General features: G+C 73.0%; 23 protein-coding genes. 9 read left to right on the forward strand and 14 right to left on the reverse strand.

Going from position 1 to position 19,491, the window contains the following annotated elements; genetic code table 11:
* Positions 1-4: 4 nt before the first annotated feature.
* The 5 genes from BM236_RS13225 to BM236_RS19520 all read right to left on the reverse strand — a co-directional run bounded on the left by BM236_RS13225 (position 5) and on the right by BM236_RS19520 (position 3,399).
* Complete coding sequence (locus BM236_RS13225) at positions 5-640, reverse strand: cytochrome b/b6 domain-containing protein (RefSeq protein WP_091124569.1); 636 nt, start codon at positions 638-640, stop codon at positions 5-7.
* Entirely contained in the window at positions 633-1,319 is a 687-nt protein-coding gene (locus tag BM236_RS13230) for a molybdopterin-dependent oxidoreductase (protein WP_091124571.1), read from the reverse strand. The genes BM236_RS13225 and BM236_RS13230 overlap by 8 nt, the downstream gene beginning before the upstream one ends.
* A 131-nt stretch (positions 1,320-1,450) precedes the next feature.
* Entirely contained in the window at positions 1,451-2,746 is a 1,296-nt protein-coding gene (locus tag BM236_RS13235) for an RNA polymerase sigma factor (protein WP_091124573.1), read from the reverse strand.
* Between the two features lie 22 nt (positions 2,747-2,768).
* Positions 2,769-3,143, reverse strand: a complete 375-nt coding sequence (locus tag BM236_RS13240) for a YciI family protein (RefSeq protein WP_091124726.1) — start codon at positions 3,141-3,143, stop codon at positions 2,769-2,771.
* Between the two features lie 133 nt (positions 3,144-3,276).
* A complete protein-coding gene (locus BM236_RS19520) occupies positions 3,277-3,399 on the reverse strand; it encodes a hypothetical protein (protein WP_281247658.1) in 123 nt (40 codons plus the stop codon).
* A gap of 82 nt (positions 3,400-3,481) precedes the next feature.
* On the opposite strand from BM236_RS19520, the gene arfB reads away from it, so the two are divergent.
* Positions 3,482-3,937, forward strand: coding sequence for an alternative ribosome rescue aminoacyl-tRNA hydrolase ArfB (gene arfB, locus BM236_RS13245; protein ID WP_091124575.1), 456 nt, complete (start codon positions 3,482-3,484; stop codon positions 3,935-3,937).
* Between the two features lie 36 nt (positions 3,938-3,973).
* Here the strand turns inward: arfB and BM236_RS19030 are convergent, their stop codons facing one another.
* Complete coding sequence (locus BM236_RS19030) at positions 3,974-4,876, reverse strand: AraC family transcriptional regulator (RefSeq protein ID WP_245750321.1); 903 nt, start codon at positions 4,874-4,876, stop codon at positions 3,974-3,976.
* 110 nt (positions 4,877-4,986) lie between these two features.
* Here BM236_RS19030 and BM236_RS13260 point away from each other — a divergent pair, with 110 nt between their 5' ends.
* Positions 4,987-5,703: a class I SAM-dependent methyltransferase gene (locus BM236_RS13260; protein WP_091124580.1), complete on the forward strand. Its 717-nt coding sequence runs from the start codon at positions 4,987-4,989 to the stop codon at positions 5,701-5,703.
* Positions 5,704-5,751: 48 nt separating this feature from the next.
* The gene (locus tag BM236_RS13265; protein ID WP_091124583.1) at positions 5,752-7,236 is read left to right on the forward strand and encodes a lipase family protein; all 1,485 of its coding nucleotides are present in this window, start codon (positions 5,752-5,754) and stop codon (positions 7,234-7,236) included.
* Positions 7,237-7,299: 63 nt separating this feature from the next.
* Here BM236_RS13265 and BM236_RS13270 read toward each other — a convergent pair whose 3' ends face one another.
* Genes BM236_RS13270 through BM236_RS13280 form a run of 3 tightly spaced genes read right to left on the reverse strand, consistent with a single transcriptional unit; the run spans position 7,300 to position 10,265 of the window.
* Entirely contained in the window at positions 7,300-7,740 is a 441-nt protein-coding gene (locus tag BM236_RS13270) for a hypothetical protein (RefSeq protein ID WP_091124584.1), read from the reverse strand.
* Positions 7,737-7,961: a hypothetical protein gene (locus BM236_RS13275; RefSeq protein ID WP_091124732.1), complete on the reverse strand. Its 225-nt coding sequence runs from the start codon at positions 7,959-7,961 to the stop codon at positions 7,737-7,739. The genes BM236_RS13270 and BM236_RS13275 overlap by 4 nt, the downstream gene beginning before the upstream one ends.
* 51 nt (positions 7,962-8,012) lie before the next feature.
* Entirely contained in the window at positions 8,013-10,265 is a 2,253-nt protein-coding gene (locus tag BM236_RS13280) for a glycoside hydrolase family 15 protein (RefSeq protein WP_091124587.1), read from the reverse strand.
* A gap of 127 nt (positions 10,266-10,392) precedes the next feature.
* Here BM236_RS13280 and BM236_RS13285 point away from each other — a divergent pair, with 127 nt between their 5' ends.
* From BM236_RS13285 to BM236_RS13295, 3 genes are all read left to right on the forward strand, one after another.
* Positions 10,393-11,247, forward strand: coding sequence for an oxygenase MpaB family protein (locus BM236_RS13285; RefSeq protein WP_091124589.1), 855 nt, complete (start codon positions 10,393-10,395; stop codon positions 11,245-11,247).
* Between the two features lie 61 nt (positions 11,248-11,308).
* Positions 11,309-11,545, forward strand: coding sequence for a hypothetical protein (locus tag BM236_RS13290; protein WP_091124592.1), 237 nt, complete (start codon positions 11,309-11,311; stop codon positions 11,543-11,545).
* A 76-nt stretch (positions 11,546-11,621) separates the two neighbouring features.
* Positions 11,622-12,176: a M50 family metallopeptidase gene (locus tag BM236_RS13295; protein WP_091124594.1), complete on the forward strand. Its 555-nt coding sequence runs from the start codon at positions 11,622-11,624 to the stop codon at positions 12,174-12,176.
* 80 nt (positions 12,177-12,256) lie between these two features.
* On the opposite strand, the gene BM236_RS13300 is transcribed toward BM236_RS13295, so the two are convergent.
* From BM236_RS13300 to BM236_RS13315, 4 genes are read right to left on the reverse strand one after another with little or no spacing between them, the layout of a single operon-like run.
* Positions 12,257-12,763: a class III extradiol ring-cleavage dioxygenase family protein gene (locus tag BM236_RS13300; protein WP_091124596.1), complete on the reverse strand. Its 507-nt coding sequence runs from the start codon at positions 12,761-12,763 to the stop codon at positions 12,257-12,259.
* On the reverse strand, positions 12,760-13,623 hold the full coding sequence (gene folP / locus BM236_RS13305) for a dihydropteroate synthase (protein ID WP_091124598.1): 864 nt from the start codon (positions 13,621-13,623) through the stop codon (positions 12,760-12,762). Before folP ends, BM236_RS13300 begins: the two co-directional genes overlap by 4 nt.
* A complete protein-coding gene (locus tag BM236_RS13310; RefSeq protein ID WP_091124600.1) occupies positions 13,620-14,561 on the reverse strand; it encodes a glucosyl-3-phosphoglycerate synthase in 942 nt (313 codons plus the stop codon). Before BM236_RS13310 ends, folP begins: the two co-directional genes overlap by 4 nt.
* A 42-nt stretch (positions 14,562-14,603) precedes the next feature.
* Positions 14,604-15,080 carry a flavin reductase family protein gene (locus BM236_RS13315; protein WP_245750322.1) on the reverse strand — a complete coding sequence of 159 codons (477 nt, stop codon included), beginning with the start codon at positions 15,078-15,080 and terminating at the stop codon, positions 14,604-14,606.
* 82 nt (positions 15,081-15,162) lie between these two features.
* On the opposite strand from BM236_RS13315, the gene BM236_RS13320 reads away from it, so the two are divergent.
* Positions 15,163-15,981 carry a sulfurtransferase gene (locus tag BM236_RS13320; protein WP_245750323.1) on the forward strand — a complete coding sequence of 273 codons (819 nt, stop codon included), beginning with the start codon at positions 15,163-15,165 and terminating at the stop codon, positions 15,979-15,981.
* Positions 15,982-15,997: 16 nt separating this feature from the next.
* Here BM236_RS13320 and BM236_RS13325 read toward each other — a convergent pair whose 3' ends face one another.
* Positions 15,998-17,458: an RNB domain-containing ribonuclease gene (locus tag BM236_RS13325; RefSeq protein WP_091124608.1), complete on the reverse strand. Its 1,461-nt coding sequence runs from the start codon at positions 17,456-17,458 to the stop codon at positions 15,998-16,000.
* Between the two features lie 24 nt (positions 17,459-17,482).
* On the opposite strand from BM236_RS13325, the gene yaaA reads away from it, so the two are divergent.
* Positions 17,483-18,256, forward strand: coding sequence for a peroxide stress protein YaaA (gene yaaA, locus BM236_RS13330; protein ID WP_245750324.1), 774 nt, complete (start codon positions 17,483-17,485; stop codon positions 18,254-18,256).
* Positions 18,257-18,541: 285 nt separating this feature from the next.
* Complete coding sequence (locus BM236_RS13335; protein ID WP_245750325.1) at positions 18,542-19,432, forward strand: DUF559 domain-containing protein; 891 nt, start codon at positions 18,542-18,544, stop codon at positions 19,430-19,432.
* Positions 19,433-19,491: the final 59 nt, after the last annotated feature.

Genomic DNA, 19,491 nt, shown 5'->3' on the forward strand with positions numbered 1-19,491 from the left:
ACGCTCACGGGGCAGCGCGCCGGTAATCGCCCTCGGCGTCGGCGATCTCGTCCGCCCACGCAGTGTGCTCGGCCCGCGCCCAGCGGGCGGTGACCCGTCCGGTGCGCATCCCGCGGCGGGCCTCGGGGTCCCGGAACGCATAGACGATGTGGCCGATCACCAGCAGCCCGAGCGCGAGGGCGGACCAGTCATGGACGAAGGTCGCGCCCGAACGGAACGCCAGGCGGACCAGCCCGGTCCAGTACATGAGGACACCGGTCCCGAGCAGGACGCCCGTCGAGCCGGCCACCAGCCACGCGTTGACCTTCTGGCCGGCGTTGAACTTGCCGACACGGATCGTGCCGTCGCGCCTCGACCGGCTGCGCAGCCAGGTCCAGTCGGAGGGAGTGAACCGGTTGAGCCGTCGTACGTCGAACCGGTAGGCCGCAGAGGCGAGGCCGGCCACCATCGGGATCGGCAGCGCGAGGCCGCTCCAGACGTGCACCGTCTCGACGACGTGGCGGTGGCCGACCATGAGCATCAAGGAGCCGTTGTAGAGGATCGCGGCGGTGACCAGGCACGAGACCATGAGGATCGCGACGAGCAGGTGCACCGCTCGCTCGGCCCTGGTGAACCTGGCGAGCTCGAGCGCGTCACTCATCGATGATCCCGTTCAGCGGATAGCCGCGGTCCTCCCAGTAGCCCGGCCGGTTGTCCGGGGTCACCTCGATGCGGGAGAGCCACTTGGTCGACTTGTAGCCGTACATCGAGCCGGAGTAGATCCGCACCGGCCCGCCGTGGGCGTGGGTGACCGGCTTGCCGTACATCGCGAGCGCCACGATGACGTCGTCCCGGCGCGCCTGCTCGAGCGTCATGTTGACCGAGTAGGTGCCGTCGAAGGAGCCGAAGCGCACGCCCACCGCGTCGGCGGCGGGCGTGGCCGTCGCGAGCAGGTCGGCCACCCGGACCCCTGACCACGGCACCTCGGGCACGCGCCAGCCGGTCACGCACTGGAACGTGTCGGTGAACGAGGTCTGCGGCAACGCCTTCAGATCGGCCAGCGAGTACGTCGCCGGGTGGTCCACCAGGCCGGAGATGCCCAGGGCGTACGACGCGGCGTCGCGCGGGGTGACCGCGCCGGTGACGGAGTAGTAGCGCCAGGTGTCGCCGAGCGGCACCAGGCCGGTGAGGCCGGTGGGGTCGCGCAGCTGCAGCGGGGTCAGGAGGTCGCTCAGGCCGGCCTGGACCTTGCTGCCGGTGACCACGCCGACGGCCCCCAGGCCGAGCAGGCCGAGCACGACCCGGCGGCCGACCGGGGCCCCCTCAGGGCTTGCGGCCACGGCTACCCGCCCACCGGAGACCGAGGAGCACGAGGACGACTCCGACGACGACCCGCACCGGTCTGGCCATGGACCAACTCAACCACGCAGCTGGTGGGCGGCGTCGTCGATCGGCTCGACGCCCGGCGGGCTCACGGTGACTGCGCGGCTCGAGCCAGGTTCGCCGCGGCGCGCCGGCGCAGGAGCGCTCGCTCGCTCTCGTTGCTGGAGCGCTGGGCCGCCTCGGTGAACGCCTCGTGCGCCTGCGCGTGCAGCCCGGCCCGCTCGAGCAGGTCTCCACGCACGCTGGGGACGAGGGGCGAGTCGCCGAGAGCGCGGGCGCCGAGCTCCGCCAGCACGGCGAGCCCTGCGTCCGGGCCGAACGCCCGCCCGTGCGCGACGGCCCGGTTCACCTCGACCACGGGGCCCGGCGCCGCACCGGCCAGCACGTCGTACAGCATCGCGATCCGGCGCCAGTCCGTGTCCTCGGCCCGCTGCGCACGGGCGTGCTGAGCGGCGATCGAGGCCTGCAGGAAGTACCTCCCGACCGGCTTCCCGCGCGCGGCGAGCGCCTCCGCCTGCTCGAGGGCACCGAGCCCGCGCCGGATCAGCAGCTGGTCCCAGCGGCTCCGGTCCTGCGCCTCGAGCAGAACAGGAGCGCCGTGCTCGTCGAGCCGGGCCGGGATCCGCGAGCCCTGGATCTCCAGCAGCGCCTGCAGCCCGAGCACCTCGGGCTCGTCGGCGGCGACGACGGCGAGCATGCGCGCCAGCCGCATCGCCTCGTTCGCCAGGTCCGGACGCATCCAGTCCTCGCCCGCGGTGGCGGCATAGCCCTCGTTGAAGATCAGGTAGACCACGGCCATGACGTCGTCGAGCCGCTCGGTCCGTTCCTGGCCCATGGGCAGGTCGAACTCGGCGTGCGCCTCGGCGAGCGTCTTCTTGGCGCGCGAGATCCGCTGGCCCATGGCGGACTCGCTCGCGAGGAACCCCCGCGCGATCTCGCCGGTCGTGAGGCCGCCGACCAGCCGGAGCGTCAGCGCGGCCCGGGACTCCGGGGTCAGCGAGGGGTGGCAGCACAAGAAGACGAGGCGCAGGACGTCGTCCTCGATGTGGTCGACCTGGCCGTCGAGGTCGGGCATCTCCTCCTCCTCCCCCGCCTGGGCGTGCTCGAGCTCCGCCAGCTTGCGACGAAGGGTGTCGGCGCGGCGGAACTGGTCGATCCCCCGCCGCTTCGCGGTCGTCATCAGCCAGGCGGCGGGGTTCTCGGGTACGCCGGCCGCGGGCCACTGCTCGAGGGCAGCGACGAGCGCGTCCTGCGCGAGGTCCTCGGCGAGGCCGACGTCACCGGTCATCCGGGTCAGGGCGCCGACGAGGCGGGCCGAGCCGGCCCGCCACGCGGCGTAGACGGCCCCGGTCGGGTCCTCGGCGCTGGTCTCGTCTACCGGCACGGGGCCAGCGTAGGAGGTCCGTTCACTCGCCGGGCGCCTCCGGGCCCGTGGAGATCTGGCGCATCGTCGAGATCACGGTGACCTCGGGCCAGTGCTTGGCGTGCAGCTCGGCGAACACCTGCTGGTCGGCCACGGCCTCCTCGAGGGTGTCGTACTGCATGATGGCCCATCCCCCCACGACCTCCTTGGCCTCGGCGTACGGACCGTCGACCCGGGTGACCTCACCCTGGCGGACGACGAAGTTCACCGCGTCCTCGGTGCCGTAGAGACCGCCGCCGTCGAGGAACACACCCTTGGCCGCCTGCTCGGCGATGTAGGCGTCCATCGCCTCGAACAGCGACTGCGGCGGCGTACCGACGCCCTCTTCCATCCTGACGAATCCCATGAAACGCGGCATCTCGATCACTCCTAGTCGTTGGCGGTGAGGTACTTCTCGCACGTATGTCGAACGCTCGTCCAGCGTTTCGACATCGACATCTGAAGTTTCTCCCGCGGCCCGAGGGAGTGGTCGGGTCGTGGATTCGCCGCGCTCAGCGACGCGGCGGGTCGTCGGGGTCGGGCTCGGCGCCCGGTCCCGGCTCGTGACCGGGGTCGATGGGGTCGCTCTCGGGCATGGACTCCGGGTCGTCGGGCCAGGTCGGCACCTGTGTCATGTGGTCCCGGTACCCATCGACCGGCCCTGCTCCCTGCGGTCGGCGATACGGTCGGAGATGCGGTCGGCGATACGGTCGGGGCATGAGCGAGCCAGGGCAGGACCTCGCGGTGCCGGCCGGCCCCGGGCTTCCGTCCGGTGCCACCATCCCGGCGGGTGAGCTGGTCGAGCGCTTCTCCCGCTCCGCCGGGCCGGGTGGGCAGTCGGTCAACACCACCGACACCCGGGTCGAGCTGCTCTTCGGGCCCGCGACCTCCACCGCGTTCACCGACGCCCAGCGCAGCCACCTGCTCCGGAACCTGGCCGACTCCATGACGCAGGGACGAGTCTCGGTCGTGGCCTCCGAGCACCGTTCCCAGCTGCGCAACCGCATCGCCGCCCGCGAGCGGCTCGTCGCCCTGCTGCGCGAGGCGCTGGCTCCGCCGCCACCGCCACGGCGGCCGACGAAGCCCAGCCGGGCCTCGCAGCGCCGGCGCGTCGAGGCGAAGAAGCAGCTCGGACGGACGAAGGCGTTGCGGGGCCGGGTCCGCGGCGACTGAGCGGTTGGCCGCGTCACCCCGCACCACCCCGCGCGACTAGGCGGAGCGCTGGCTCCGCCGCCAGGCCTCAGGGGTGGTCCCGTAGCGGCTGCGGAAGCGGCGGACGAGGTAGGACGCGTCGCGCAGGCCGGTCCGGGCCGCCACGAGGGCCAGCGGCAGGTCGGTCTCGCGCAGCAGCCGACGTACCTCCGTCATGCGGCGCTCGGTGATCCACTCCAGCAGCGGGCGGCCGGTGGACCGCCGGACCAGTGTCGTCAGGTGACCCGGCGTGTAACCCAGCGCACGGGCGACGTCGGCTGCGGAGACCGGCTCCCGGAACGTCGCCTCGATCTCCTCGAAGACCCGGGCCACCAAGGGGTCGGGGACGCTCGGGACCGCCGGCGCCAGCCGGGCGGCCGCGACGAGGACGCTGGTCAGCAGCCCGGCTGCGGCCTCGCCCGCGCCCAGCCGCTCAGGGTGGGCGAGCTCGTCGTCGAGGTCGGTGAGCCACCGCGTCCAGCGGTCGCGTTCCGTCTCCGGCACCACTGCTTGACCCGCGCCGGGCGCGAAGAGGGCCAGGAGCGGATGATGAGCGCGCATCAGGGGTGACACCGACGCGAGCGCCGGGACGGCGTCAGGGAGGAACGCCAGCGACCAGGCCCGGCAGCGGGCGATGTGGGCGGGAGCGGCCGGGCCGATCACCTCGCCCTGCGAGACGGCCTGCACGCCGCCCGCGCGGAGCTCTCGTGCGACGCCGTCGACGTGGAACTCGCCTTCGCCCTCCTCGACGTGGACCAGGACGAGGAAGTCGTGCGCGTGACGATGGCTCGGCGGGAGATCGCTCCCATGGGAGGCGAGGTCGAAACGGAAGACGGACATGGGCGGCCGGCCCGCGCGTTGGTCGTAGCGGTAGACCGGCGTGCCGTCGGACCGGACGGTCCGGAGGGCAGAGGTCGACACGCGGCTCGCGACCGAAGAATGTCTCATGGCTACCGACTTCCGTCCGACCCGGGAACGTCGATCCGTCCAATGCTGGAGGTGACAGCAGCAGGTCTACCACAGGAGCACCGATGACGACCCGACCCGACGTACACATCCTCGACCAGCGCACCCCCGAGGAGCGTGCCCGCAGCTTCCTGCCCGGCATGGGGCGGACGTGGCTGCTCCCGCTCTACGACGTCTTCACGCGAGCGGCCGGTGTCGGAGCGCTGCACGCCCGAGCCGCCGAGCTGGCCGACGTCCGGCCCGGTCAGTCGGCGCTCGACGTCGGCTGCGGGACCGGCAACCTCGCCCTCGCCGTGCTCGCCCGTCAGCCCGCTGCGCGCGTCACCGGGCTGGACCCGGACGGTGACGCGCTCCGCCGAGCGGCGCGCAAGGCCCGTCGCCGTGGCGTGTCGCTCACGCTCGACCAGGGGTACGCCGACCGACTGCCCGCCGAGGACGCCTCCCTCGACCACGTGCTCTCGTCGCTGGCCCTGCACCACCTGGACGACGACGGCCGGACGGACTTCGCCCGGGAGGCGCTCCGCGTCCTCCGACCCGGTGGGCGCATCACGATCGTCGACCTCGGCGGAGGGAGCCACGACCACACCGGCGGACGCGCATCCGGACACTCCGGGCTGCACGGGCTGATGTCCCGCGTCGTACCGGCGCGCGCCGTCGCCCACAACCACGGCAGCGCTGTCCCCGAGCTGCTCCTGGGTGCCGGGTTCTCCGACGCGCGGGAGGTCGCCCACGTCGATCACCGGTTCGGGAGGGTCACCTTCGTGCAGGCGACGCGCGCATAGGTCGCGAATCGATGCACGCGGCGCCTGCGGGTCTGTGATGATCCGCACATGTCACTTCGCATCAGGGCCGCCTTCACGGCAGCGGCCGCCACCGCCGTGCTCGCGCCGAGCATGTTCACCGCCGCGAACGCGGCCCCCGTCCCGCCCCCGAGCCAGGACCCCTTCTACGCCACTGCCGCGCAGCCCGATGCAGCGCCCGGCGACGTGATCGACCATCGCGACGTCGCGCTCCCCGGTCTCGGTAGCGCGACCCAGCTGCTCTACCGCACCACCGACGAGCAGAGGCACCCCAGCACGACCGTGACCACGGTGCTCAACCCCGCGGGCGCCGCCACCAAGGGCATCGTCGCCTACCTCAGCTTCTACGACGGCCTGGGCGAGGTGTGCGACCCCAGCTACACGCTGCAGGGCGGTGGCAACGGCCCCGGCCAGGAGGCGCAGGTCATCGGCCTGCTCGTCCAGCAGGGGTACGCCGTCACCGTCCCCGACTTCGAGGGCAGGGATCACCACTGGGCGGCCGGCGACGAGTCCGGCTGGAGCACGCTCGACGCGATCCGCGCCACCGAGCAGCAGCTCGGCGTCAGCGCCTCCACCAAGGTGGCCCTCGCCGGCTACTCCGGCGGGTCCATCGCCGGCGAGTGGGCGACCGAGCTCGCCCCGACGTACGCCCCGGAGCTCAATCTCGTCGGCACGGCGATCGGCGGCGTCCCGGCCGACCTCGGCCACGTGGTGAGCTACACCAACGGCAGTGCGGCATGGGCCGGTGTCATCCCGGCGGCCATGGTCTCGCTGGGCCGAGCGTTCGACATCGACTTCACGCCGTACCTGACGCAGCGCGGCCTCGACGACACCGACGCGATCAAGGACTCCTGCATCGCGGACTTCAACGCCGCCGAGTCCGGCGTCAGGCTCAGCGACCTGCTCAAGCCGGAGTACGCCTCCTTCCTCGACATCCCGGTCGTGGACGGCATCGTCAACCACCTCCGGATGGGCACCCACGGCACCCCGAAGGCGCCGATGATGATGGTGAACGGCAACGCCGACGGCACCGGCGACGGCGTCATGGTCGCGGCTGACGTGAAGGCCCTCGCCGACCGCTACTGCGCGAAGGGCGTCACGGTCAGCTACACCGAGCTGCCGGGTGCGACGCACACCGCAGCCGGCCAGACGTTCGTCTTCTCGGCGCTGGCCTACATCGCCGACCGGTTCGCCGGGAAGGCCGCTCCGTCGACCTGCCCCGTGCCCGCGCCGAAGCCGGCCGGGCCCAAGTCAGTCACCGCGAGCATCAAGGGTCACTCGAAGGCCCACCGGGACGTCGTCGTCGTGACGGCGCCGGGAGCGGTGGGCGCCAAGGTCGCCCTCACCCGCTTCGGTCGGCGGGGCCCGGTGGCCCGCGGCACGATCGGGGCCGACGGGACCGCGACGATCTCGGTCGCCGACCACAACGGCTCGCGCAGGACGCGCTACCGCGCGGTCGTCGGAGCCACGTCCGCCACGCGTGGCACCACGACCCGTGTGCTCAAGCTCCGCTGAGCCCACCTGACCCGCGTACGACGGCCCGTGCCGGACACCTCGTGTCCGGCGCGGGCCGTTGCGCTACCGCTGGAGGTCGTCGGGCCGGGCCTCGTGACCGGGCCGCCCGTGGGTGCGCCGGTCCTCCTTCATCTCGGCCTCGTAGAGGTGACGCCTGCCGGCGGCGAGCTGATCGCGGGCGTCCTGCTCGAGCGTCTTGAAGTAGGAGTAGTAGTTGTCGTCGTAGCCCTCGACGATCTGGAACGTCCAGTGCCCGGGGATGACGTTGCGGCCGAGCAGCTCGGTGTCGACGCGCTCGGCGAGGTCCTCGTGCCCGGCGTCGCGCAGCAACTTCACGGCGTCCCCCAGCATCAGGTCGGCCGTGCCGGTGCGCCGGTGGAAGGCGTAGAGGTGGCCGCGCGCCTCCTCGACGGCCTCGAGCGCCTCGGACAGCTTGCCCAGCGCCTCGACCGTCGCGTCGTCGAGCCCCTCGGGCCGACGGTGGGCGGCGTCCGGCCCGCTCACGAGGACAGCACCTCCTCGGCGGACACCGCGCCGTGCCGGCTCTCGATCGCGTCGGCGAGCCTCGTCACGTCATCGGCGGAGACCTCCACCCCTGCCTCGCCGAAACCCTTGCTCAGCTCATCGGCGACGGTTCCCTCGGTCGCTCCGTCCTGCCACGACGTGACCCGGTCGACCACCGCCTGGATCGCTTCCCACCTTGCGCTGTCGTTGCTCTCGGTCATGGCGTGCATTACCCACGGCGAGCGCCGCCCAAGCGCGAGGGGAACGAGCCGCTAGGGGAGGTACCTCCCCGTCACGATGTCCTGCTGGTCGACCGGCCGACCCTGCTGGATCGTCCACGCCAGCCGGATCAGCGCGGCGTGCGACCACACCAGCGGCGTCGCGGCGCGGGTGCCCTCCCCCGGCTCGCAACAGGGACGCCCGGTCGGCGGCCGGCCGTCCCAGACCTGCTCGGAGATCATGTCGCTGGGGTTGGCGGCCGCGGCCACCGAGGCCAGGTACGACGCGCCGGAGCGGCCGGCCGCGACCTCGTACTCACCCCGCTCGGCGGCGAGGATCGGCCAGCCGCGCCAGAAGGTCATGAACGTGCCGGGGTCGGTGATCGTCCACTCGCCACCCGTCGTCGTCTCGCCGTACCCGTCGTAGCTGAAGCGGTGCCAGAACGCCCCGTTCGGCGTCTCGAACCTCAGCTGCTGGTCGACCACGTCGAGCGACGAGGCGATCGCAGGGTCGAACGAGGGCAGGATGCCCATCAGCGGGAGGGCCAGGAAGCTGGGGTCGACCACCAGGCGCTGGTCGACCGAGGCCGGGCCGCCGTCGCCCATCTGGTAGGGCGACGGGGTGTTCGGCTGGCCGTTCTTCGTCAGCCGCAGGAAGTACGGCGACGCCGACAGCGGACCGTTGGTGGTGACCGTCCAGCCCTTCACGTTCGCCGCCCAGGTGTCGGCCGTGGCGAGCCAGCTCTGCGCGAGCTCGGGGTGGCCGTTGCGGGTGGCGATGTCGGCCGCGGCCACGAGGCCGGCGATCTGCGCGGCAATGGAGTTGGGCGAGTACCCCGACTGGTTCTCCCACCGCTCCTGCGGTGAGAACGGCGCGGCCAGGCCGGTGTCCGGGTCGTGGAAGCCGACGAGGAACTCGGCGGCCCTCCTGACCCCGGGCCAGGTGCTCGGGCCGGTCCGTCCGACCAGGTGCGCCAGCACGATTGGCAGGGCGACCTCGTCGAGCTGCAGCGAGCCCCAGACGGGTGTGCCGTCGACGTCGGAGTTCTGCGGGAAGGAGCCGTCGGCCTTCTGCTGGTGGCCGAAGAGCCAGTCGACGACCCGGCGGGCGGCGGCCTGGTCCCCGTCGGCCCACAGGGCGGTGCCGAACTGGTAGGAGTCGCGCGCCCAGACCAGGTGGTAGGCGCCTGACGGCGAGGAGAGGTCGGGCTTCTTGTCGCCCCACACCCAGGGGGCGCTCGGCGAGGCGACGATGGCGCCCGGGTTGCGCTTGTCCTCGGCCGCGGCGATGACCAGCGCCGAGGCGCGGTACTGCCGCGCGACGGACGCGGCGCTCGCCGGCACCGGCCGCAGCGAGGACAGGTAGCCGTGCCAGCCGCGGTCGTAGCGACGCGCCGCCCGCGTGTACCCGGCGTGCAGCGAGCGGGTCGCGGCCGCCCGGGCAGTGCGGGTCGAGCCCCCGAACCCGAGCGCGATGGTCGCCGTCCGGTGCCCGCGACGCCCGTCGAGCCGGCTGATCCGGGCCGCCTGGACGACGTTGCCCGGCCCGGCCGAGCGGTAGCGCTGCGTGAGGTCGCGCGAGCGGCGCAGCTGGCGGATCGGCGCACCGGCCCGGCCGGCGTACGCGTTGGTGAGACGGGTCAGGCCGGGCCTCGCCTCCAGCGCCGTCGCCACGCTCCCGTCGGTGGCGAGCAGCGTGTGTCCGGCGGTCCGGCCGCGGTCGTCCGTCCCGTCGTTGCCGAGGGCCGGGTCGTAGACGGCGTAGACGCGGTAGCGGCGGCCGTCGAGGGAGGTGAGCCGGACCCGGAGGGCGAGCGTGTCGCGACGGGGGTCGGTGACGACCTCCTTGACGAGCCGGTAGCGGCCCGCCCGGCCGCCGACCTGCCGGAACCGCAGGCTGCTCGGGTCCGGTCGCGACGTGCGGAGGCGCATCCGGGTCTCGCGGTCGGTGAAGCGCGAACCGTCGGTCACCACCAGCTCGAGGCTGCGCACGCTCGGCGTCGAGAGGTCGGGGTAGAACACCTCGCTCACCCGGCCGTCCTGGAGCGTGAACCACACGTTGCTGCGCCGCGTGCGAGCCGTGCCGAAGCCGCTCTTGTCGGCCTCGGTCCACGTGCTCTTGACGCCCGGGCCGCCCGGAGCGGTGCGGGAGGCTACCGCGCCGGACGCGTGGTCGGCCTCCGGGGGCGCCGCCCCGGCGGGTACGCCGGATCTGACCGTCCCCGAGACGGCCAGGGCCGTCGCCAGGCCGGCGGCGAGCGTCGCCAGGCGGAGGGGTGCGTGCTGCAGAGCGGTGCGAGTGGTCATGGGTGCGCCTCCGCCATAGCCGGTGGCCCGGTGACGCCGGTCACAAACGCCTCCGCTGGTGTCGCATGACGTCCGCCGCAGCGGATTCGGCAAGGACCGGGCAACGGGCCCGACGTACGCTCGCACCATGGCGCTTCTCGACAGCGTGCGCACGAACCTGGCGGCGGCGCTCTTCGAGCGTGTGGCAGGCCCGGACGGCGCCGAGCACCGCGACCGGATCCACTACCGCGAGGGCCCGCGGTGGTTCGAGCCGGACAGTCCGATCATGCGTGTGCACGGCGACGCGTCGATGTTCGTCGGTGGGATCCGCGCGCTGCTGCTGCAGTCGCTGCACCCGGCGGCCATGCGCGGCGTCTCGGAGCACAGCGGCTACCGCGGCGACATGTGGGGACGCCTCGCCCGCACCAGCAGGTTCATCGCCGTGACGACCTTCGGCCACGTCGAGGACGCCGAGGCGGCGGTCGCGCTCGTGCGGCGCATCCACGAGCACGTCAACGGCTCGATGCCCGACGGAACGCCCTACACGGCAACGGACCCGCACCTGCTCGGCTGGGTCCACGCCGCGGAGATCGACAGCTTCCTCACGGCGCATCAGACGTACGGCGCCCGGCCGCTCGATCAGGCGGAGCGGGACGTGTACGTCGCCCAGACGGCCGAGATCGCCCGGCGGCTCGGCGTCCTCGAGCCGCCGACCACCGAGGAGGAGCTGCGGCAGTTCCTGGCGGCCTATCGCCCGGAGCTGCGCGCCACCCCGGAGGCCCAGGAGGCGGTGGGCTACCTGCTCTTCAAGCCGCCGCTGCCGGCCGCCGCCCGGGTGCCCTACGGCGTGCTGGTCGCGGCTGCGGTCGGGCTGATGCCGCGCTGGACGCGCCGGCCGCTCCGACTGCCCTGGCTGCCGGTCGCCGAGCGGACCGTCGTGCGCGCCCTCGGCGGACTGGCGACCGGAACGATCCGCTGGGCGATGGCGGCTCCTGCGGCCTGACGTCACACTTCTGCCGGCCCGTCCGTCAGCAGGACGAATCAACCGTAGAAGGAGTGTTCCGATGAAGACGATGACCTGCCAGCAGCTCGGCGGACCCTGCCAGCTCGCTCACCACGGCGCGACCGCCGACGACGTGATCAAGGCCCAGGACCGGCACCTCAAGGAGATGGTCGACCGCGGCGACGAGGCGCACGTCCCCGCCCGCAACGACATGAAGGACCGCTGGAAGCACCCCATCGCCGGCATGGGCTGGTACCGCGACGCCAAGAAGACCTTCGCGGCGCTGCCCGAGGACTGACCGCGGGCCTACCCAGAATCGGGTCGATCGGCCGCTGACCGGTTTTGTCGGCGCCATGGTCGGGCAAGGCTGAGGCATGGAGTCCGGGACCCGTCGAGGCGCCGTCGTGCTGCGCGTCGGGCACTTCGCGATCGAGATCCGGCGGTCGTGGGCCGTGCTGCTGACGGCGTACCTCATCGGAGGCTGCGTCACCGCCCTGGCCGGCGGCCACACCGAGGTCGGCGGACGCGACGGCATCGTCGTGGCTGCCCTGGCGTTCGCGGTGCTGGCGTTCGCGGCTGCACTGTTCCACGAGGTCGGGCACGCGCTCGCCGGGGCGGCGTTCGGCCGTCGCGCGGTCGGGCTGGTCCTCAAGGCGGGCGCTGCCGTCCGGATCGAGGAGGCCGCGCCCGGCTCGCGCGGAGCGACGGCGTGGGCGGAGAGCCTGGTCGCGCTGAGCGGCCCGCTGGCCAGTGCGCTCATCGGGCTGGCCTACTACAACGTGAGCTCTGCGGTGACGTCGCCGTTCGCCTGGGCCGCCCTGCTCGCCTTCGTCGACGGGCTGGTCAACCTCGTCCCGGTCGTGGCGAACAGCGACGGGAACCGCGTCCTCCTCGCGCTGACCCGCTCCCGGCCGCGGTTGGTCGACTGAGGGGGCCGCTGGATGCGGCTGGAGCGCACGACACGCCGCGAACGTCGGCGTGTCGCGGTTCGGAGCCGCAGCGAGGGGCCCTACGGCCGCTCCCAGCGCATCACCCAGTACTGCACGCCGTAGGGCGCGTCGGCGTAGTCCACCGACACGAGCTCCGCACCGGCCAGGGCGTCGACCAGCGCGGGCAGCGCCTCGACGTCGGCCAGCAGCTCGCGGCCCAGCTCGAGGTCGACGTCCTTGAGCGCGGCGAGGTCCGGCCCGGCCAGCGCGGCGCCGAGCAGGGCGTCGTACGCCTCGGCGCGCGGGTCGAGGTAGCCGGGCGCCTTCTCCGTGCGGCACGCCGAGCCGTTGAGAACGACGAGACGGTCGCGGTCGCCCGGCTGCGCCGGCGCGCCTGCTCGAGCCACCTCGTCGAGCAGCGCGGCGCCCACCCGGCGCCCGGCATCCGACCCGACCACCTCGACGTCCGGCCCGAGCCACTCGACCGCGGAGAGCGCGGCGACGCGGAGCGGGGCGACCGGGTCACGCAGGGACGCGTACGCCGGCAGCAGGGCGAGGCACCCAGGGACGACCGCGATCCGGCTCACTGGATGCCCCTGATCGCCTGGGCCGGACGGCGGCGGCCGGCGATCGACCACACCATGTCGACGGTCTGCCGCGTCTCGAGCACCTGGTGGACGCGGTAGATCCGGGCGCCGGCCAGCGCGCAGACCGACGTGGCCGCGAGCGTGCCGAGCAGCCGCTCGCCGACAGGCACGTCGAGGGTCTCGCCGACGAAGTCCTTGTTGGACAGCGACACCAGGACGGGCCAGCCGGTGTCGACCATCTCCGAGATCCGGCGGGTCACCTCGAGGGAGTGGAAGGTGTTCTTGCCGAAGTCGTGCGCCGGGTCGATGACGATCGACTCGCGCGCGACGCCGGCCTCCAGCGCTCGCGAGGCATAGGCCTGGGTGTCGGCGAGGACGGCGGCCATCACATCGTCGTACTCGATCCGGAAGGGCCGCGTCCGCGGCGTCACTCCCCCGGTGTGCGTGCAGACGATCGCGGCGCCGTGCGCGGCCGCGACGTCGACCAGCTCCGGGTCGGCGCCGCCCCAGGCGTCGTTGAGCACGTCGGCGCCGGCTTCGCACACCGCGTCCCCGACCTCCGCCCGCCAGGTGTCCACCGAGATCACCAGGCCGGGGAACTCCGAACGGACCCGCGCGACGAAGTCGACCACGCGCGCCTTCTCCTCGGCGACCCCGATCTCCTCGCCGGGGGCCGCCTTGATGCCGCCGATGTCGACGATCTCGGCCCCCTGCTCGACGACCAGCCGGACGCGGTCGAACGCGGCCTGCTCCGCCCAGGTCGCGCCCTTGTCGAAGAAGGAGTCGGGGGTCCGGTTGACGATCGCCATCATCAGGGGCTGGTCGTCGGCGAAGGAGTGCCGTCGCAGCCGCAGCGTCATGCGTGGACCTCCGTCTCGCCGACCTCCGCCGGGACGTCCCTCGCCGGCGGCCGCTCGCCGACCAGCACCTGCTTGGTGGTGCTGGTGATCGCGCCCTCGCTCGGGACGAACTGCTGCAGGCTGACCGCGGCCCCCGGGCCAGGCTCGGCCACGAGCCCGCTCCGGCGGCCGGCGGCCGCCACGATCTGGGTCGCCATCAGACCGAGGTCGAGCAGCTCCTGGTGGCGGTGGCTGCGCCGGCCGAGGTCGACCTGGGCGATCGCGTCGAGCCCGCGCAGCCGCAGCGTGTCGACGAGGGCGGCCAGCTCGACGGCGTACCCGGTCGGGACCGACAGCGACGAGAAGAGCGAACGCCGCACCGCCCACTCCCCGGCCAGCGGCTGGACCAGGCCGGCGAGCTCCGGGAAGAGCATGGCGACGAGCGGCCGCGCGACCAGCTCGGTGACCCGGCCGCCGTCCAGCCCGTGGCTGCCCGGGCGCCGGTAGAAGCCCTTGACCAGCTCCACCTCGGGGCGGGTCAGCAAGGGGCCGAGCAGGCCGGGGACGAAGTGGGTGTCCCACTCCTCGAGGTCGGCGTCCATGAAGACGATCAGGTCGCCCGTGGTGACGAAGAGCGACTTCCACATCGCCTCGCCCTTCCCCGGCACCGAGCCGAGGTCCGGGCGGATCGACGCCGACGCGTGGACGCGGGCGCCGGCGGTGGACGCCACCTCGGCGGTGGCGTCGGTGGAGTCGGAGTCGATGACGACGATCTCGTCGACGAGCCGCGCCGTGTCTATGAGCGCCTCGCGGACCCGGCCGACGATGAGGCCGACCGTCGCCGCCTCGTTGCGGGCGGGGACGACCAGGCTGACGCGCGTCTCCCCCTTCGCCTCGAGGAGGGACGCCAGGGTCCAGTCGCCCGCCTCGTAGGTGTTGGCCTCCGCCCAGTTCGGCACGGATGCGAACCTACCGGTTGGACCCACGGCGCAAGCGCAGGGTCAGTGCGGCAGGTGCGTGCCGTAGAGCCGCTGGTGGTAGACCAGCGGCTCGCGGGTGTCGTGGGCCGCGCCGACCACATCGGCCAGGACCAGCGTGTGGTCCCCCGCCGGGATGAGCGAGCTCACCCGCGTGGCCACCCACGCGTGCGTGTCCGAGAGCGCGGGGCAGCCGTCGCGCAGCTCCCACCCGATCGCCGCGAAACGATCGGCGCCGCGGGTGGCGAACAGCGTCGCGACGTCGCTCTGACCGCTCGCCAGGATGTTGACGCCGAGCGGTGAGCCGACGCGGAGCCGGGTGAGCAGGGTGGCCCGGTTGTCGAGGGAGACGAGCAGCATCAGCGGGTCCATCGACAGCGACATGAAGGCGCTGACGGTGCTGCCGTGCGGTCGCTCGCCGTCGTACGTCGTCACGACCGCGACCGGACTGGCCACGTTGCGCATCGCCGCACGGAACTCGGCCTCGAGCGTCTCTCTCACACTTCCCCCAACTCGGTCTGCACGGCGCAGGATTCCACCTCGCCCGTCCCCAGGTGTCCGCGGGGGCTGCCAGACTCACCTCGTGGAGGTCCTGATCACTGCACCCGAGCTCGCCGCCGCGCTCGGATCCGCCCGCCCGCCCGTCGTCCTCGACGTGCGCTGGAAGCTCGGCGGGCCGCCCGGCCACGAGGACTATCTGCGCGGCCACGTCCCCGGCGCCGTGTACGTCGACCTCGACTCCGAGCTCGCCGCCCACGGTGAGCCGGCCGACGGCCGCCACCCGCTCCCCTCGGTCGACGCCCTCCAGGCCAGCGCGCGCCGCTGGGGGATCGCCGACGACCTCGTCGTGGTCTACGACGGCGAGGGCAACCTCTCCGCCGCCCGGGCGTGGTGGCTGCTGCGCTGGGCCGGCCACCCGGCCGTTCGCCTGCTCGACGGTGCGCTGCCGGCGTGGGTGGCGGCCGGGCTCCCTCTGGCCACCGACGACGTCACCCCCGCCCCCGGGACGGTGACGCTGTCCGGCGGCGCACTGCCGACCCTGACGGCCGACGACGCCGGCGCCTTCGACGGCGTCCTGCTCGACGCCCGTGCGGCGGAGCGGTTTCGCGGCGAGGTCGAGCCGATCGACCCGAAGGCCGGTCACATCCCCGGCGCGGTCAGCGCCCCGACCACCGCCAACCTGACCGGCGACGGTCGGTTCAAGAGCGCCGAGGAGCTGCGCGGTCGCTTCGCCTCCGTCGGCGCGGACGGCAGCCGGCCGGTCGGCGCCTACTGCGGCTCGGGGGTCACCGCTGCCCACGAGGTCGCGGCGCTCGCCATCGCGGGGATCGACGCGGCGCTCTACCCCGGCTCGTGGTCGCAGTGGAGCAACCTCGACCTGCCTGTCGCGACCGGCGACTGAGGCGCTGCCGCGGCGGTCAGCGCAGCTCGAAAGCCACCTTGCGGGCGGCCACGTCGGCCTGGGTGAGCGTCACGGTCACGTCGGTCCCGAGCGGCAGCGGTGACGGGCCGGTCACCTTCGCCTCGACGGCCGGGTCCTGGATGGTGACCGTGCCCTTGCCCTCGTCACGGTCGTCGAGGTCGACGATCACGCCGGCGAAGGTCGACCCGACCTGTGGGGCGAGCATCCCCGCCTCGACCAGGTCGACGATGCCGTGCTCGTAGGCGCTCGCGCGGTGTGCGGAGTCGCGCATGGTCTGGGGCAGGTCCGGCAGCGCCGCGTGGACCCAGTCGGGCACGGGCTGGTCGCCGCAGAGCGCAAGGCAGACCTCGCCGCCGTACCGGTCCACGAGACGGCGCAGCGGCGCCGTGACGTGGGCGTACTCCGAGGCGAGCGCGCTGTGCTCGGTCAGCTCGGGCAGCTGGCCGTCGAACGTGGCGTAGCCGGCGCCGCGCAGCAGCCGCGTGCAGGCCACGACCATCGCCGCCTGCTTGGGGTCGCCGGGGTCGAGGGTGCGGATGAAGTCGGGGTAGAGCTGCTCGGCCGGCCAGTCCAGGCCCAGGGCCCGGGCCGTGCGGTGCAGCCGCTGGACGTCGCGCGGGTCCGGCGGCGGCAGGGTGCGCAGCACGCCGACCTCGGCGTAGACCATCAGCGAGGCTGCACCGAAGCCGGTCAGCAGCGAGATCTGGGCGTTCCAGCCCTCGACCGGCAGCAGGCTGCGGTACTCCGTCCGCCAGCGGTCGCCCTCGATCGCGATCTCCTGGTCGGGCAGCGGCAGGTTGACCCCACCGCGAGCGACCTCCAGGGCCTCCCGCTTCTCGCCGATCTCCTTGAGCAGCGGCAGCGAGTCGGCGTACGCGCCGTCGAAGGAGCCGGAGTCGAACATCTTCTGCACGCCCTCGTAGGACAGCTTGGCCACCGAGCGGACCAGGGCCCGCTCGACGTGCACGCTGGTGCCGTCGCCGGTTGCGTCGAGCGCGATGGTCCACAGCAGGGCCGGCCTGACCTGGTCGGGCAGCAGGGAGGCGGCGTCCTCGGAGAGCACCTTCGGGTGCAGCGGGATCTTGGAGTCGGCGCCGTAGAGCGACTCCCCCCGCTTGTGCGCCTCCACGTCGACGGGGTCGCCGGGCGACACGAAGGCGGCGACGTCGGCGATCGCGTAGTGCACGGTGTAGCCGTCGCCGGCCCGCTCGAGGTGCAGCGCCTGGTCGAGGTCCATCGAGCTGGCCGGATCGATGGTGACGAAGGGCAGGTCGGTGCGGTCGAGCTCCGGCAGCCGCGGGTTCGTCGCGGCCTCGCGTGCGGCCGCCTCGACCTCGGGCGGGAAGTCGGCGCTGACGCCCAGCTCCTCCTGGATCGCCTCGACCCCACTGCGCAGCGTGGCCGCGGCCACGCCGCCCTCGACTGACCTGACCCGGATGATCTGTCCGCTCGGCATGACGGCACCATATCCAGGGTGCTGATGCTGCTCCCCCCTTCCGAAGGCAAGTCGGCCCCATCTCGAGGCAAGTCGCTCGATCTCGACGCGCTCTCGCTGTCGGCACTGACGAAGGCTCGCGAGGCGGTCATCGACAGCCTGGTCGCCCTGTGCAGCGGCGACGCAGCCCTCGCCGCCGAGGCTCTCGGCGTGCCGAAGACGCAGCCGGAGCTGATCGGCCTCAATGCGTCGCTGAGGACCGCGCCCACGGCCCGTGCCGACGCGATCTACACCGGGGTCCTGTACGAAGCCCTCTCGCTCGCGACGCTCTCGCCGGCCGCCAGGCGGCGCGCGACCTCGCGGGTCCTGGTGACGTCGTCCCTCTTCGGGCTGGTCTCCCCCGCCGACCGGATCCCGCCCTACCGGCTCTCCGGCGACACCACGCTCCCCGGACTCGGCGGGGTCGCCGCCCACTGGCGCGGCCACCTCGACGAGACCGCCCGCGAGGCGCTCGGGAGCGGCCTGCTCGTCGACCTGCGCTCGGGCACCTACGCCGCCTTCTGGAAGCCCGCGCCCGACCTTGCGCGCCGGGTCGCCACCGTGCGGGTCCTGCACGAGGCCGGCGGCGCCCGGAAGGTCGTCAGCCACTTCAACAAGGCCACCAAGGGCCGGATCACCCGCGCCCTGCTCGAGGCGGGCGCCACTCCCCGCACCCCTGCCGCCCTGGCCGCCACCCTCCGCGACCTCGGCTGGACCGTCGAGGTCTCCGACCCCGGCCGGTCCGGCACCCAGCTCGACGTGGTCGTCAGCGAGCTCTGACCGCTCCCCGAGGAGTCAATCCCTCACCCCCGAGGAGTCAATCCCTCACCCCCGAGGAGTCGATCCCTCACCCCCGAGGAGTCAATCCCTCACCCCCGAGGAGTCAATCCCTGATGTCCGAGGCGTCGATCCCTCGGCATCGACGAGTCACTTCTCAGGCCACTTCCCGCCCACAGGCCTGTGCGGTGACGCGGCCGTCCACAGGCGCGAAGGACCGTCGTTCTCGTCGGCGTCGTCCGACTGGACCGTGTGCCCATGACTGCAACCGACCTACCATCGCGCCCGTTGAGACGCGCCGAGCTCCACGCGCTCGGCCTGACCACCTACACGATCTCCGAGATGCTCACCAACCGACTTGTGCGTGAGCCGTTCCGAGGGGTGTACGTCGACGCGGCACTCCCCGACACGACCCAGCTGCGCGTCGAGTGCCTAGCGACAGTCGTCGACGAGCACCACGTCGTACGCGACCGCACCGCGGCGGCGATCCACGGCATCGACGTGCTGACGATGGCCGAGCACGAGGTACCGACGGTTGTCGAGTCATCCGCCAGGAACGGCCGGACCCGCACTCGACGCCCCGGGGTGAAGGGCGGCCGCCGGACGCTCCTCGACCGCGATGTGATGCGGGTCGGCACGGTGTGGGTGACGACGCCCCTCCGTACCGCGCTCGACCTGGGCTGCAACCTCCGCCGCCGCGACGCCTACGCGGCGCTCAACGAGTTCGCTCGCCTGCACGGCATCACCGCCGAGCAGCTGCTCGGCGAGCTTCCCCGACTTCGCGGACGGCGAGGGGTCCGTCAGCTGCGCGAGCTGATCCTGCTGATCAACCCGCTCATCGAGTCGCCGCGGGAGAGCTGGGTCTACCTCGAGCTCATCGACGCGGGCATCCCGGCGCCGCAGGCGCAGGTCTGGGTCGAGAAGAACGGCGTGAAGGCCTACCGGTTGGACTTCGCCTATCCCCACCACCGGATCTGCATCGAGTATGACGGCTTCGACGACCACCTCGCCGATCCGGCGCAGAAGGAGCGCGACGACAAGCGACGCGGTTGGCTCCGCGACCAGGGCTGGACCGTCGTGGTCGTCCGATCCGGAGACTTCACCGGGAACAGGCTGGAGAGGTGGCTCGACGAGGTCCGGGAGGCACTCGCCAACAGCTACAGCAACCGGAGATGGTGACGGATCGACTCCCCGGTGCTCAGGGATTGACCCCTCGGTGCTGACGGATTGACTCCTCG

This window comes from Nocardioides terrae, from assembly GCF_900112345.1.
Classification (GTDB): Bacteria; Actinomycetota; Actinomycetes; order Propionibacteriales; family Nocardioidaceae; genus Nocardioides; species Nocardioides terrae.

Coding starts and splice junctions, on each gene's coding strand:
- BM236_RS13225 (WP_091124569.1), bottom strand. CDS start 640: ATGAGTGACGCGCTCGAGCTCGCCAGGTTCACCAGGGCCGAGCGAGCG.
- BM236_RS13240 (WP_091124726.1), bottom strand. CDS start 3,143: ATGCCGCGTTTCATGGGATTCGTCAGGATGGAAGAGGGCGTCGGTACG.
- BM236_RS19520 (WP_281247658.1), bottom strand. CDS start 3,399: ATGACACAGGTGCCGACCTGGCCCGACGACCCGGAGTCCATGCCCGAG.
- arfB (WP_091124575.1), top strand. CDS start 3,482: ATGAGCGAGCCAGGGCAGGACCTCGCGGTGCCGGCCGGCCCCGGGCTT.
- BM236_RS13260 (WP_091124580.1), top strand. CDS start 4,987: ATGACGACCCGACCCGACGTACACATCCTCGACCAGCGCACCCCCGAG.
- BM236_RS13265 (WP_091124583.1), top strand. CDS start 5,752: ATGTCACTTCGCATCAGGGCCGCCTTCACGGCAGCGGCCGCCACCGCC.
- BM236_RS13275 (WP_091124732.1), bottom strand. CDS start 7,961: ATGACCGAGAGCAACGACAGCGCAAGGTGGGAAGCGATCCAGGCGGTG.
- BM236_RS13280 (WP_091124587.1), bottom strand. CDS start 10,265: ATGACCACTCGCACCGCTCTGCAGCACGCACCCCTCCGCCTGGCGACG.
- BM236_RS13285 (WP_091124589.1), top strand. CDS start 10,393: ATGGCGCTTCTCGACAGCGTGCGCACGAACCTGGCGGCGGCGCTCTTC.
- BM236_RS13290 (WP_091124592.1), top strand. CDS start 11,309: ATGAAGACGATGACCTGCCAGCAGCTCGGCGGACCCTGCCAGCTCGCT.
- BM236_RS13295 (WP_091124594.1), top strand. CDS start 11,622: ATGGAGTCCGGGACCCGTCGAGGCGCCGTCGTGCTGCGCGTCGGGCAC.
- folP (WP_091124598.1), bottom strand. CDS start 13,623: ATGACGCTGCGGCTGCGACGGCACTCCTTCGCCGACGACCAGCCCCTG.
- BM236_RS13325 (WP_091124608.1), bottom strand. CDS start 17,458: ATGCCGAGCGGACAGATCATCCGGGTCAGGTCAGTCGAGGGCGGCGTG.
- yaaA (WP_245750324.1), top strand. CDS start 17,483: ATGCTGCTCCCCCCTTCCGAAGGCAAGTCGGCCCCATCTCGAGGCAAG.